This is a genomic window from Spirosoma horti (assembly GCF_054776595.1).
Map to the genome: position 1 here is coordinate 252437 of NZ_BAAHBQ010000005.1, position 14680 is coordinate 267116.

The following is a 14680-nucleotide window of genomic DNA, read 5'->3' on the forward strand; positions in this document are numbered from 1 at the left end:
ATTAATCGTTTTACGTAAAAATCATTTAAAGAAGCGCTGGGACACTCATTTCTACTGAGGTAAACGAGCGACAGCGTGAAGGAGCGGCCCGCCGTAGCGGTGAAAATTGCTTACGCCTGTTTTCGCCATTATGGCGGACCGCTCTTTTACTGTGTCGTTCGTTCACTCACTAGTATCCTGGATTCTGGGGAAACCCTGCGCTACCATCAGCCGCTTTCTCCGTCCGGTCAATCTGGGTTTGCGGAATTGGTCGAAGGTTATTCGTCTCTTTTACGTTTACGGCACCCTGTGGGTTGTAGAGTTTAACGCGCTCCACCAGATTTCCCCAACGTTTTAAATCCATCCAGCGCATCTGTTCACCCATTAATTCCCGACCGCGTTCTTCCATCAAGAAGTCCATCGTCGCATTAGCCGGCGTGATTTCCATCGCTGCTTCTTTGCCGGGCCAGGCTGCCCGCCGACGCACTGCATTGAGAGCCGTGGCTGCTTCTGTCGTTTTTCCTAACTTAATCTGAGCTTCGGCCAATATCAGGTATGTTTCGGCTAAGCGGAACGCCAGATAGTCGCGGCTACCAGGCTCATACGTTTTGTCTGGACGAAGGGGGTCGAAAAACTTTTGAAGTGGCAAAAACAAAGTTTCCGTATAAGCACTGGGCACCAGAACCTGATAGGGTTTTTTTGCCCGTTCAGCCAGCGGCATTTCGTAACCAGGAATAAAAATGGCCGTGTCACCCGCTTTGAACGTAACGGTTGACTTGGATTTATCGAAGGCCGTGTTAAATGTTCCCGGATTGTTGCTTAACCAGGTATCCCGGAACGACTTCTTATACCGTGAATCATTGACGCGATCCTTAAAAACTGTTTCTAAAGCATAGGTTGTTGGGCGTAAGCGCCTAAAAGGGCGGCCATAAAAAATGTCCCGAACCATACCGGCCTGCGTATCATACTGCATACCGAAAAATAAGTGAAGGTTATTACCCCCAGTATTTCCCCCCGAACTGGCTAACGGAGATGAGGCAGCATTAGTCAGCGGATCAGATGTATACTGAACCGCGAAAACTACTTCATCATTAATTTCGCCTGCTCCCTGCGCAAACACACTCGCAAAATCGGGCAATAATTTAAACCCATAGTTAGCAATCACATTCTGAGCATAGGTAGCGGCTTTGGCATAATCGTCGGCTGCTTTCGCTGACGATGTTGCTTTTGTCAGGTACACTCGAGCCAGCAGATGTTCGGCAGCCGCTTTTGTCGCACGGCCATAGTCGGAAGATCTGGCTTTGTTTTCCAGATCCGGCAACGCCGATTCGAGATCAGCCACAATAGCTTTATAAATATCGGCTTCGGTGGCCCGACTGGTTTTTTTTGTCGGTCCCAACGTTTCCGTTAAGCGTAAGTCTACACCTCCCCACTGTTGTACCAGAATAAAGTAATAGTGTGCACGAAGAAACTTAACTTCCGCTACCCGCTGCTTTTTTAGCGCGTCACTAATTCCCGTTGCTGCTGGTGCTCGTTCGATAACCGCATTGCATGTGTTGATGCCTCGGTAAAGCTCTTCCCAAACACCCTGTAGAATATCGACAAAACTATTTAGCTGGGTATCATAGAAATGGAAGCCTTTGTAACTCCCGTCAGAACCGGTCGTATACAAATCCGTACCGAACTCTGTCATCGTCAGGCCCTGTTGCGTTGCATAGAAACTTCGTAGTGGAGCATAAGAAGCTCTGGTAGCATCCTCGAAACCCTTTGGCGTGTTGATATAATCATTCCCGATACTGGAAATGACTTTCTCTTCCAGTACGTCTTTACAAGATTGACTAACCAGCATAAACGCTAGTATGCCAAGCATACAAACTGATTTTTTTATATGTATACGGTTCATTTTTTTTAGCAATTAAAAGTTGTGTCAAACAGCTACCTCCAGTATGATTAAAATTTAACGTTTAAGCCAAAGGTCGTTATCCGGGTAGCAGGCGTAACATTATTATTGATCGTGCCATCTGCTGTTTCTGGATCGACACCATTGTATTTCGACCGATACGTCGAGAAGATGAACGGCTGCTGAATACTGGTAAAGACACGTAGCGATTGCATACCCAACTTCTGAGTTAACTTTGACGAGAAAGTATACCCGAAATTGATGTTACGGACTTTCACGAATGTACCATCGAAGTAAAATAAGGCGGAATTATTGACAGGAAATTCCTGGTTATGATTGGGTCGAGGAAATTCGTTGGTCGGGTTATTAGGCGTCCAGTAATCTACTTTAATTTGATTATATCGACCGGCCAACTGATTGTTATCCCGGTGGAATCCGCTCAGAATTGTTTGACCAAAACGTCCATACACGAAGAACGATAGATCGAATCCTTTGTAATTAAAGCGGTTGGTAATGCCAGCACTGAAGTTGGGAATATCTGAACCCAGGAAGACACGGTCATCGGCTGTAATTTTGCCGTCTTTGTTGGTATCCTGTATTTTAATTTGCCCAACTGCACTTTGGTATGATTTAGCTGCATCGGCTTCGCTGGTCTGCCAAATACCTGCCTTCTTGTAATCAAAATAAGCAGTCAATGGTTTGCCAATAAACCACTTGTTGCCTAGGTCATCAACGGCACCGTTGTAGAGGGAAATAATGGCTTCGTTATTCTTGGTGAAGGCGAAATCCGTTGTCCATTTAAACCCACCTTTTGAGTTAACGTTTACCGTCGACAAACTAAGTTCAACCCCCCGGTTGCGGGTTTCGCCGACGTTTTTTGTAACGGCGTTAAAGCCAATAGACTGCGGTAATTGGTCCGACAGTAGCAGGTCGGTTGTATTGGTCTGATAGAATTCGATCGAACCGGCTACCCGTCCTCGCCATAGGCTAAAGTCTATACCAATGTTCGATGAGGTCGACGTTTCCCATTTCAAATCAGGATTACCAATCGTACTAGGCCGATACCCATAAGCTGCCGTGTTGTTCCAGGCATATACAGTACGGCTCAGCAGCCCCTGCGTTTGATAAGGCACCACCCCCTGGTTTCCTACAGAACCCCGGCTAACCCGTAACTTCAATTGATCAAGCCAGGACACATTTTTCAGGAAGTCCTCGTTGTTGATGTTCCAGGCCAAAGCGATACCTGGAAAGTTACCGTATTTAGTGTTTTCACCAAAACGGCTCGAACCATCCCGACGAATCGTTACGGTTACCAGGTATTTATCCTTGTAGTCATAGTTAATACGACCCATAAACGAGTTGAGCGTCCACTGAATTAAATTGCTCCCGACGCCCAACACCAGACTGGCATTCCCTACATTGTTATATTGCTGTGTTTCGGCCGGAACACCTTGTACGGATAGGTTGCTGTATTCAAAATTATCCCGTTGAATGGATTGTAGTGCCGTTATTCCTACATTATGATTGCCAAACGTCTTGTTATACGTCAGGATGTTTTCCAGTGTATAATTGAATCCAAACTGATTGTTGTTGGACGCCGTTGGGTCACCACCCTTCCGGTCGTTCGTCTGAGAACCAGTAAAGCGACCTGCCCGCGAAACGGAAAAATCAGGACCAAAATTAACCCGGTATTTTAAGCCGTCGATAATGTTGGCTTCGGCATAAATACTGTTGAAAATCCGGTATTTTTTGATTTGATCTACCTGAGCACCCGGCACAATTTCTGCCAATGGATTAGTCAGCAAGGCATCGTTGGTCGGCGAGAAGATGATGTTCCCGTTATCGTCATAGGGCCTGCCAAGTGGGTTTTGCGAAAGTGTGAAACCGTATGGATTAAGGTTGGCTCCGTTTCGAACGCTATACATCATATATGAAGAGATACCGACTTTGATCACCTTATTGATTTGATGATCAATATTGGCCCGCAATGAATAACGCGAGTAATCTAGACCAGGATTAATGCCTTTGTCAAGAAAATAGCCAGCGGAAATATAGAACTGTGTTTTTTCGGTTCCGCCCTGAATGCCAAGTGAGTGATTTTGCTGAAACCCCTGCCTTAGGATTAATGACTGATAATCGGTGTTCCGATTGGCGGCAATACCGGCGGCTACCGCAGGGTCTCCTCCTAATGGGGCAACGTGGGCGTCTGCATAGGCGTCCGCTACCCCTGTTGGTACCGGCTTTCCATTGGCGTCATTATACTCATTGGTAGACCGATAAGCTTCCCGTACGTATTCGGCAAATTCTGGGCCATTGAACAGATGAACTTTGTCTAACGGATCTGTAACACCCGCGTAGGCATCATAGCTGATTGTCGTCTTTCCGTTGTTATTGCCCCGTTTGGTCGTTACCAGTACGACACCGTTAGCACCTCTGGCTCCGTAAATTGCGGTTGCCGTAGCATCTTTTAGGATTTCCAGCGAGGCAACATCGTTTGGATTCAGGTCTTCGTAACCACCCGAGGTAAAATCGAATGGACGAGTGCCTAACAGTTCATTTCTATCGCCGGTAAGCGGAATGCCATCGACAACGTATAGCGGGTTGTTGCCAGCATTGAACGAACGACGGCCCCGAATCCGGATCGTCGGTGTCGAGCCTGGTTTACTCCCGGATTGCGCTACATCTACACCTGCGACACGGCCCTGCATCGCCTGACCTATGTTGGTAATGGGTTGCTCGGTGATTTGCTTCGCCGAAACTGATGAGATAGCCCCGGTTGTCTGACTCTTTTTCAGCGAGCCATAACCTACCACTACCACTTCGTTGAGCGCGCGGGTATCGGCCTGAATGGTTATCGTAACGGTAGACCGATTGCCAACAGTAACTTCTTGAGAGACAAAGCCTACCGATGAAAATACGAGTACGGCCTGTTCATTGGGTATGTTTATTTTGTAGTCGCCATTGGCGTCCGTAGTCGTGCCACGGGTCGTACCTTTTACCGCCACATTGACGCCCGGCAACCCGGTATTATCGTCAGACGACAGCACTTTACCCGTTATGGCGCGCTCCTGTTTGGGGCTTGTAAGGGTCGTGTTAAGGCGCGCCGGGGGCGCGCTGAACGCTGGTTGGCCAGTCAGCACGAGTGCCGTCAGACCAAGCAGAGGAAGCCACGCCAGGCGTGGTGGTTGGGTAATAGTTGTCTGCATGTTAGATTAGATTAGTGTAAAGGTTATTGACTATGGTAAGATCCTGGCCGGACCAGCCGCCACCTCGATTGCTTCACCCGGGTTGAGCTGAATAGGCCCCTGGTGCTTTACCAGCAAGTTGACTTGCCCTGAGGTTAGGGCTACGTATGTACCATTAGGACGTTGCCGTACCCGAAAGATGGTGCCAAGCGCTTCAATCGTAAGGCCACCCGTATGAACTCTGAACAGGCGAGCCGACGAGGTGTCACTCCGGTGGGTTATCGCGAAATCCGCTTCTCCGTCCAGCCAGACTGCTCTTGGCGTTTCATCCCCCCATCTCCGGGCATACCGGACGCTGCTATTGGGGTAAAGCGTCATGGTCGAGTTATCGGGCAGGCGAATCTGGCGGGTTTGACCAGCCGGTGCATTGATGCTCCAAACCGATTGGTTGGGTCCATACTGCATCCAGAGCGCCCAGCCAATCAGGGCGATCACACCCGATGCGGCCAGGGCCGTTCTGATAAAATACCACCAGCCAGCAACGACCCGTACGTCGGGTTGCAACGGGCGAACATCCTCCATGGTCTGGAGTGATTCGCGAATCCGGCCCCATACCGATGAAACGTCATCCGTTGACAGGCCTGGCAGGTAGGGGAGGCTACCCGTCCGAATCAATTCACGTGCTGTCTCAACCGTCTCTTCCTGATGGGGATGATTCAAGAGCCACATGTGCCAATACGAGGCTACCTCTTCGTCGTTCGGGTATTTCACCCAACGGACAAACAGGTCGTCGAGGGCGAACTCCTCAGCGCTGTAGGCAGAATATGACTTGTTAGACACGGTATGTAACAGTTTCGTGTAAGTCAAAGCGCCAGGCGTAAGGGTTTCTACTTATTACAGTAAGTCTTTAGGCATTGAAGAAAAGTTGGTTAGAGGTTATAAAAGATATGGACTATTTAATGATTAGGGTAGGTTTGCCGAAACCGTAGTTTCTTCAACACTATCGTAAGCTTGTAAATAATAGTAGATAATAGAAAGAAAAAACAAACTTTTTTTTATGCAAGCGTTGCCGGGAACGTTCCCGGACAGGAACACTAGGGGATTTTATTGTAAAAAACGTAGTTCATCGAACATGCTCCGCCCCTACAGGCTAAATGGCTAACAAGAAAGAAGTTGGATCAACATTGTATTTATTTAATATGTATTCTATCAGGATCGCTTATTTTTATATACTATACGGGGCTATCTGAATTAGTTTACGGCGCTTCCACGAACTGCTTTCACGTTTATGCCTATCTATTTACTATAAATTAATTGCCTTTGGCTGATTTATAAGTAACCGCAGCCGTTTGTAGTCTAACCATTGTTGTCTTTATCGGTTATGTATTCATCGTATGATGAAAAGAAACAGGCAACCTTGGCGGATAACTCTTCAATGCTTTGTGCAGCTCACCTGTACAGGTCTTTTTTTGTTCTTCACTCTTTGGCATGTACATGCCGGAGCGGTGTGGCAACCGCTGGAAAAAAACGCCGATACAACGGGTGTTCAGGTAGCGCAACCTAAATCGTTGACGTTTACGGCATCTACTGATCAGCGCTTTTTCTTTTTTAAGGATACCCGTAGCGAAGACAACCGCCGGGTGCCGGTTAGTGTATATGGGATAAGGGCTGGTTTTTTGTTTCCGTCAAAACGAGATAGACCGGCTCTCGCGGGAGGTCGATCCGCCAGTTTTAAGGCGGGGGCTGGCTTTTATTTTCTTAATCAGCATATCGACAGGCCAGGTCTGTTGCCCAATACATCGGAGTCTGTTACGCGCCGTCTGCGCATTGCCACCGTCTATTATGAGCGTTATCTGTTCCGCCGGAAAGCCTTTGAAGTGAGTATGCCTATTGAACTGGGGTATGGCCATTCCAGATATGAAGTTAACGACGATCTGGCTGGTAAAAATGAAGTAGCGAGGGGTGTTTTTTTGCCATTGGGCGTAGGTGTATCGGCAGCCTATCAGTTTCCTCTGGTGCCTTGGTTACGACCCTTGCACTGGTTTGGCCTCAATGTGCTGACAGGCTACCGATTCATTCTAAAACGGGATATTCCCGAAAGTCAAATCAATTATACCGGACTTTATTTGTCCGTTGGACCATCGTTTTTTCTCGAAAACCTGACCGCCGATGTTAAGCGCTGGCGGCAGAAACGAAAGAAGAACCGATAAACCCGGCACGCCAGTTTATTCTGAAACGGGAATGCTTTCTTCCCAGCAAATGCTCACCGCCTGCTCAATGTCGGGATGCAGGCTGATAGCTACCGGACACGAGTGAGCAATGGCTTCAAGCCGGGTACGGGTTGCCTCATCGGGTAACGCATTGGTCTGTAGGGTCAGGTCAACGTCAATGCGGGCGATGCGCCGGGGTGGCTGGCTGGTCATAATTTTGGTTACGTCCAGCTTGCTTCCCTTTAGCTCGATACCGTCCCGTCGGGCAAAAATGGCCATCGTTGTAATGATACAGGTGCCCAGTGCATTTGCCACCAGATCGGTAGGCGAGAAGGCTTCGCCCCGGCCCTGGTTATCGGTGGGCGCATCGGTATTGATGTGAGTGCCCGATTGCAGATGGACGCATTCGGTGCGTAACTCGCCTAGGTAGTCAATATGAATTGTGGCCATAAAAGGGTAACTAATGGATTTATATGTGTTCAGTCGCTGATAAAAACCAGTTACTGCTCGCTGTCTGGTGCGGTCAGAGAACCCTGACGCTAACCAGACTTGCGACCTGCAAACTTACAACTTATAGTTTTTGCCGCTTCCTGATTTATAAACGTAAACATATAGATGAACGGGTAGTTACGCTAATACTTTGGTTTGAAGTTGTTAACAACAGCAAAAAATAGTATTTTTATTTCAGGATTTTACGACGATGAGAACTATATACGTATTGACTGGTTTTTTGCTATGCACCTCGCTGTTATGGGGGCCGCGAGCCGTAGCGCAAAAAGCTGATGTTGAAGAGGATAATTACAAAACGATAACCACGTTTGGCATCACAACAAATACAAACTCGGGTATTGTTGGCGGCTTCGCATTCAGGCAGTCCAAGCAGCTCTCTAATTCGCTGTTCGGTATGCCGCAGTATCGGTATCTCAGTGTCGAACTGGTGAACGTAAAACACCCCAAAGAACTTCGGTCTTCTATCAATAATATTGGCTCCGGTTATCTGGATGGGAAAGAGAACTATCTATTTGTTCTGCGGCCTTCCTATGGTCGGGAGGTGAAGCTGTTTCAGCGTAGCGCCGATGAAGGCATTGCCATTAGCGGCATTCTGGCTGCGGGTCCATCGCTGGGTATCGTTAAGCCCTATTATCTTGAAGTTTCTTACGGGAACCAGACCCGAACGGTACCGGCCTCACAGGTTAATGGATTTGCTACCTCCGCCGGCGAAACCGTTACGGGAGCAGGGGGCTTTTTTCAGGGAATTGGTGAATCGAAGCTGACCGTTGGCTTAAACCTGAAAGCGGCTCTTAGTTTTGAACTGAGCGCTTTTCGAAACAATACTACAGGCGTCGAAATCGGTTTTCTGGCCGAGGCTTTCCCCAACAAAATCGTTATCATTCCCAATCCCGATCCGACAGGCAAACGGGAAGATGGAAACCGTAGCTTCTTCACCTCGGGGTACATCACCTTATTTTTTGGTAGTAAAAAATAGAGAGACAAACGGGAAAGGGCGTCTGGCGTGACGCCGTCACCTTCGCTGCCTTGAATTCCGTTTGCGTACTCAGTCCCGGTTGGTGAACTTTACGTCCGAAAAACGAATTTTGCTGGAAAGGATTGAGGTGACATGATTGAACTACCCGTAATACCCTCCGAACAACAACGTAACCGGGCGGGCGTACCGAAACGTCCCGACTGGCTTCGCGTGAAACTGCCCATTGGCCCCGAATATGCAAAAGTTCGTAAGCTGGTGGATGAACATAAACTCCATACAATTTGCGAGAGCGGCAACTGCCCAAACATGGGTGAGTGCTGGGGAGCCGGTACGGCCACGTTTATGATTTTAGGGAACGTATGTACCCGAAGTTGTACGTTTTGCGCTGTAGCCACGGGCCGTCCAAATGAATATGATACCGATGAGCCTCGTCGCGTAGCCGAAGCGATTGTGCTGATGAAGGTCAAGCATGCGGTCCTTACATCGGTCAACCGGGATGAATTAAAAGACCGGGGTGCCGAAATCTGGTACCAAACGGTACGACTGATCAAAGAAGCATCGCCCGCAACGACTATCGAAACGTTGATTCCTGACACAAAAGGAAACTGGGAAGCCCTCGAACGGATGATTTCAGCAGGCCAGGAAGTTGTTTCCCATAATATGGAAACCGTTGAGCGGCTTTATCGGCGTGTTCGGCCACAAGCTCGTTACGAGCGTAGCCTGGAGCAGATCCGTCGTACGAAAGAATACGGACAACGGACAAAATCGGGCATTATGCTCGGTTTGGGCGAAACCTACGATGAACTGGTGAAGGCAATGGATGATCTGGCGGCAAACGGACTCGATATTTTAACCTTGGGCCAGTACCTGCAGCCAACCAAAATGCACCACGAAGTCATTGAATGGATTCATCCCGAAACATTTGCTAAATACCGGGAAGAAGGATTGAAACGTGGCTTGAAATACGTGGAGGCCGGTCCATTGGTACGGTCGAGTTACCATGCCGAAAAGCATGTCAACGTATAAAAAGAGATAAGTAGCTAATGAGCAATAATGGGACTCAGCTACGCACCGTTTTCATGACTTCGTAAACAATTAAGTTTATTCTAGACTTAGAGAAGAGAGTCCGGGCCCTGGGTTCGGACTTTTTCTTTGCCGCATGAAAAAATACGACTTCATCATTGCCGGGGGCGGGATGGCGGGTTTGAGTCTGGCCTATTACCTGAGTCAGTCACCGCTACGCGACCGAAGCATTTTAATTCTGGATCGAGAAGCTAAAAACAGCAACGACCGCACCTGGTGTTTTTGGGAGCCAAAGAATACGCCTTCCCGTTCGGAAGGTGAGCCGGGAAGGGCATCCCGATTGACTCACTTTGACCCCATACTGTTTCGCACCTGGGATACGGTCAGCTTTCACGGGACAACCTATGCCGGGCCTATCGAAATGGGCGCCTATCAGTACAAGATGCTCCGGGGTGTAGATTTCTACGAGTTCGTACAACAGGAGCTGGCCAAACACCCTACTATCGAATGGAAGCAGGCAACTATTAACCGCCTAAAAGATACACCACAGGGTGGATTCGTCATTGCCGATGATGAGCCATATATGGCTGATTATGTGTTTGATAGTACATTTCTGTTGAAGCTGGACCAGCCCGAAAATCACAATTTATTACAACATTTTAAAGGGTGGGTGATTCAGACTGAGCATGCGTGTTTTGATCCTCAACGTCCCGAAATTATGGATTTTCGGGTGAAGCAGCATGGTGATTGTCGGTTCCTATACGTGTTGCCGTTCGATGAACGAACGGCACTGGTTGAGTTTACCCTCTTTAACGAAAAACTGCTTACCGACGGCGAGTATGAAGTCGAGCTACGACATTACATCGACCAATACCTACGGGCGGGTGCTTACGAAATCAGCGAAACCGAATACGGTGTAATTCCAATGTCGGATGAATCCGCTCCCGAAAATCCATCTGAGCATATCGTTCGAATTGGCACATCGGGGGGGTATACCAAAGCGTCAACGGGCTACACATTCCACCGGACGCAACGGTATTTACAGACGATTGTCCAAAATTTGGTAAAAACGGGCAAGCCCCATCGGCCTGCTCCCTGGTTAGCCCGCCGATTTAAACTATATGACAGTATTTTTCTCAATGTACTGGAGAAGCATCGCCACCCGGCCGATGACATTTTTACGCGGGTATACACGGAGAATCCTGGACGAGTCTTCACGTTCCTGGATGAAGAGACCAGTTTTATGGATGAACTACGGTTGTTTGCGACGATGCCATTTAGGCCCTTTCTCAGCGCTTTTTTTGATGTACTACGCCGAAAGATAGTCGGATAAGACCATCCGAAACCGATAGCGACTTGCCCCCTACACAGAAACTCGTAGCTTTGCACTTTCTAACCAAGTTCTATAGATAGCGCAATGCCTTATCTCTTTACTTCCGAGTCTGTTTCCGAGGGCCATCCCGATAAAGTTGCCGACCAAATCTCTGATGCATTGATTGATAATTTTCTGGCCTTTGATCCGTCCAGTAAAGTAGCCTGCGAAACGCTCGTTACCACAGGTCAGGTCGTACTGGCTGGCGAAATCAAGACGGATACGTATCTGGACGTTCAGAAGATTACGCGTGATGTCATTCGTAAAATTGGTTATACCAAGAGCGAATACATGTTTGAGGCCAACTCATGCGGTATTTTCTCGGCCCTTCACGACCAATCGGCTGACATCAATCAGGGTGTTGATCGTAAGGTGGAGAATCCCGATTTCGAGACGCTGGCCAATGCGCAGGGCGCGGGCGATCAGGGTATGATGTTCGGCTATGCAACCAACGAAACGGATAATTACATGCCCTTGCCGCTGGATCTGGCCCACGCCATTCTGCGGGAAATGTCACAAATCCGCAACAACGAGCTTGACTTGATGCCTTACCTTCGGCCGGATGCCAAGTCGCAGGTGACGATTGAGTATTCGGACGACGATCAGCCAATTCGTATCGATACGATTGTGGTGTCGACGCAGCACGATGATTTCGCCGACGACGAAACGATGCTCGCGAAAATCAAGAATGACATTATCAATATTGTTATTCCACGCGTGAAAGCCGCTCAGAAGGCGGAACTTCATGGCTTGTTCACCGATAACATTACGTATTACATCAACCCAACGGGTAAGTTCGTCATTGGTGGTCCTCACGGGGATACCGGTCTAACAGGCCGTAAGATCATTGTCGATACCTACGGTGGTAAAGGTGCTCACGGCGGTGGTGCCTTCTCCGGAAAAGATCCGTCCAAAGTAGACCGTTCGGCAGCCTATGCTACCCGGCACATCGCCAAGAACCTGGTCGCTGCCGGTCTTTGCGACCAGGTGCTGGTACAGGTTTCTTATGCCATTGGCGTTGCCAAGCCTTGTGGTTTATACGTGAATACGTATGGCACATCGAAAGTAGACATACACGATGGCGAGATTGCCGAAAAAGTGGCTGCCATTTTCGATATGCGTCCGTATGCCATTGAGCAACGGCTTAAACTTCGTAACCCAATCTATTCGGAAACGGCCGCTTATGGGCACATGGGCCGTAAGAATGAAATCGTGAAGAAGACATTCGGCTCGAACGGGCAAACCAAAGAAGTCGAAGTCGAATTGTTTACCTGGGAGAAACTGGACTTCGTTGATCAGGTAAAAGCTGAATTTGGATTGTAGGGCACCGTTCTAATCGCGTCATAAACAGAAAAGCCACTCTTATGGGAGTGGCTTTTCTGTTTTGCATAAAGTTATACTCGTTTATAACTCATCGGTCTCATAGACCTCATCTTCATCTTCTACCTGCGTTTTAGCTTCTGTAATGGCAGGACTGGAAATATCATTACGTTTTTGTTTAAACCGAACAAGCTTATCTTTCAGCACATCCATCACACGGTCCGTTGCGCTTTCGAAGCTCTTGTCATGTTCTTTGACAAACAGTTCTTTGCCTGGCAACATCAGCCTGACTTCCACTACCTTCTCTTTAACCTTGTTGGAGTCGGCTCCATCTAGCCTTAGAAACACCTCTCCGCCAATAATATGGTCATGAAATGTGTCCAACTTATCGAGTTTCGCCTGGATAAAATCTAACAGGCTTTGATCGGCCGTAAACTTAACGGCATTAATTTGTAGTCTCATCGTGTCGTTTTTAAGGTGAATTAATCAGAACATCAATGGATTAACTAAGGTTGGCTTTATCGGTCACAAAGTCAATAGCATCTATGAAAGATACAAGCGTGTTTCACGGTCAATATGCACTTTACGAGTTAAATGATTGAGGTATGTATACTTTTTGTTACGCGTGGAACGGTTTCATCGTAAAGTTCTTCGAAAAGTATAATTGGCTGGTTACGCTAAAACAGCCCGAATAGCCTGGTTGGGCCGCAATGTGATCAATGGCTTCGGAATAATGCGCTGATTATTGACGGCTTTAGGCCTAAAACGGCGGACGAACATTGCCAACAGGATTTGCATCTCCATCAGCGCAAACTGATTACCGATGCATAAACGTGGCCCTCCGCCAAAAGGCAAATAAGCGTACGAGTGCAGGCTTTCTTTTGGCCCACCCGGCGCAAATCGGTCAGGGTCGAACCGATCAGGAACAGGCCAGTTGTTCGGGTCGCGGTGCAGAAGGTAGGGACAGACCAAAGCCGTATCGCCCGCCGGAATCGTATACGGGCCTATATGATCGTCCTGGTGTGCCCGTCGGCTCATAATCCAGGCGGGTGGATAAAGCCGCAGAGATTCCTGGACAACCTGCATCGTGTAGGTCAATGCACGAAAGGCTTCAGGTGCTGGTGTTCGGGCATCACCCAGAACGGATTGGCTTTCGGCCTTAAGCCGGGCCAAGACGTCAGGGTGTTTGGTGAGGAGGTGGATCGTCCAGGCCATCGAAACCGCCGTGGTTTCGTGACCGGCCGAAAAAATGGTTACCGATTCATCCCGCAGCTGCTGATTCGACATGCGCTCACCCGTTTCTTCATCTTCGGCGCTGAGCAGCATCCCCAATAAATCATCGCGTTCGTCGGGGGCTTTTCGTCGTTCATCGATAAGCCCGAAAATAAACGAATCGACCTGCATCCGGGCCCGTTTAGAGCGTTGATTATCGGGCGTTGGCCAGGCGTAGGGCAACCGGAGCGGGGACAACATCCGCTTGTTCGCCAGGTAATTGAGCGTGTCCAGCGCGTTGGAAAGGCCGTCGAGTTTACCGTTGGTATCAGATCCGAACAGCGTTTTGCAGACAATGCGCATGGTTACGTCCATAAAGGCCTGCGAGACATTGACCGGCTCGTTCAGGGTATGGCCATTAAGCTCATCAAGCCAGTCGGCCGTTTCCGAAATCATGGTCTGGGTCAGCGCGGCCAGTTTCTGTCGATGGAAGGCCGGTTGCGCCAATCGACGTTGCCTGCGCCAAAAATCGCCGTCACTGGTAAGCAGGCCATTTCCCAGGAAGATTTTGAGGATTTCGAACGCCGGTGAACGGCCATAATTCCGGTGGTTTTCCTGCAGAACGTGTTTGGCATCTTCGGGCTGCAAAACCAGATACTGATTCCGACCGCCGATGCGTAGGTGAACCATACGGTCATGGTTTCGCTGCAACGTATCCAGGGTGCCTAGCGGATTCCGAAGAAAGGCCAGCGTGTTGCCCAGGAAGGGCAAACCAGGGTGCAGGGGAACGGGTTGAGTGGGGTTAGCAATTGTTTCCATTCAGAAAAGCTGGCCTGAATCTGGCTCCGGCCGACAATAAAGATACGAACGACCGCACAGAATCACTAGGCGTAGTCAATAGCCATCGGCGTCACTTCGGCCAGGACGTCGTCGATGGTTTATGAATGGTTGACAATATATCTATTGCTAACCTGTATGACAATAGATGTATTG

At 48.6% G+C, this 14680-nt stretch carries 11 protein-coding genes; 5 read left to right on the plus strand and 6 right to left on the minus strand.

Going from position 1 to position 14680, the window contains the following annotated elements:
* Positions 1 to 169: 169 nt before the first annotated feature.
* The 3 genes from ACYVAM_RS16115 to ACYVAM_RS16125 all read right to left on the minus strand — a co-directional run bounded on the left by ACYVAM_RS16115 (position 170) and on the right by ACYVAM_RS16125 (position 5904).
* Positions 170 to 1849, minus strand: coding sequence for a RagB/SusD family nutrient uptake outer membrane protein (locus tag ACYVAM_RS16115; RefSeq protein WP_461068740.1), 1680 nt, complete (start codon positions 1847 to 1849; stop codon positions 170 to 172).
* An 80-nt stretch (positions 1850 to 1929) separates the two neighbouring features.
* Positions 1930 to 5085: a SusC/RagA family TonB-linked outer membrane protein gene (locus tag ACYVAM_RS16120; RefSeq protein WP_461068742.1), complete on the minus strand. Its 3156-nt coding sequence runs from the start codon at positions 5083 to 5085 to the stop codon at positions 1930 to 1932.
* A 30-nt stretch (positions 5086 to 5115) separates the two neighbouring features.
* The gene (locus tag ACYVAM_RS16125) at positions 5116 to 5904 is read right to left on the minus strand and encodes a FecR family protein (RefSeq protein ID WP_461068744.1); all 789 of its coding nucleotides are present in this window, start codon (positions 5902 to 5904) and stop codon (positions 5116 to 5118) included.
* Between the two features lie 602 nt (positions 5905 to 6506).
* On the opposite strand from ACYVAM_RS16125, the gene ACYVAM_RS16130 reads away from it, so the two are divergent.
* Positions 6507 to 7274 carry a hypothetical protein gene (locus tag ACYVAM_RS16130; protein WP_461068746.1) on the plus strand — a complete coding sequence of 256 codons (768 nt, stop codon included), beginning with the start codon at positions 6507 to 6509 and terminating at the stop codon, positions 7272 to 7274.
* 15 nt (positions 7275 to 7289) lie between these two features.
* Here ACYVAM_RS16130 and ACYVAM_RS16135 read toward each other — a convergent pair whose 3' ends face one another.
* The gene (locus ACYVAM_RS16135) at positions 7290 to 7724 is read right to left on the minus strand and encodes an OsmC family protein (RefSeq protein WP_461068748.1); all 435 of its coding nucleotides are present in this window, start codon (positions 7722 to 7724) and stop codon (positions 7290 to 7292) included.
* A gap of 250 nt (positions 7725 to 7974) precedes the next feature.
* Between ACYVAM_RS16135 and ACYVAM_RS16140 the strand changes: the two genes are divergently transcribed.
* The 4 genes from ACYVAM_RS16140 (at position 7975) to metK (ending at position 12478) form a co-directional block, all read left to right on the plus strand.
* The gene (locus tag ACYVAM_RS16140) at positions 7975 to 8760 is read left to right on the plus strand and encodes a hypothetical protein (protein ID WP_461068750.1); all 786 of its coding nucleotides are present in this window, start codon (positions 7975 to 7977) and stop codon (positions 8758 to 8760) included.
* A gap of 132 nt (positions 8761 to 8892) precedes the next feature.
* Positions 8893 to 9786 carry a lipoyl synthase gene (gene lipA / locus ACYVAM_RS16145; protein WP_461068752.1) on the plus strand — a complete coding sequence of 298 codons (894 nt, stop codon included), beginning with the start codon at positions 8893 to 8895 and terminating at the stop codon, positions 9784 to 9786.
* A gap of 133 nt (positions 9787 to 9919) precedes the next feature.
* Entirely contained in the window at positions 9920 to 11116 is a 1197-nt protein-coding gene (locus ACYVAM_RS16150; RefSeq protein WP_461068754.1) for a lycopene cyclase family protein, read from the plus strand.
* A gap of 84 nt (positions 11117 to 11200) precedes the next feature.
* Positions 11201 to 12478 carry a methionine adenosyltransferase gene (gene metK / locus ACYVAM_RS16155; protein ID WP_461068756.1) on the plus strand — a complete coding sequence of 426 codons (1278 nt, stop codon included), beginning with the start codon at positions 11201 to 11203 and terminating at the stop codon, positions 12476 to 12478.
* 81 nt (positions 12479 to 12559) lie between these two features.
* Here metK and ACYVAM_RS16160 read toward each other — a convergent pair whose 3' ends face one another.
* Both ACYVAM_RS16160 and ACYVAM_RS16165 read right to left on the minus strand, forming a co-directional pair.
* Entirely contained in the window at positions 12560 to 12937 is a 378-nt protein-coding gene (locus ACYVAM_RS16160) for an HPF/RaiA family ribosome-associated protein (protein WP_461068758.1), read from the minus strand.
* A 210-nt stretch (positions 12938 to 13147) separates the two neighbouring features.
* Positions 13148 to 14506, minus strand: a complete 1359-nt coding sequence (locus tag ACYVAM_RS16165; protein WP_461068760.1) for a cytochrome P450 — start codon at positions 14504 to 14506, stop codon at positions 13148 to 13150.
* Between the last annotated feature and the right edge of the window lie 174 nt (positions 14507 to 14680).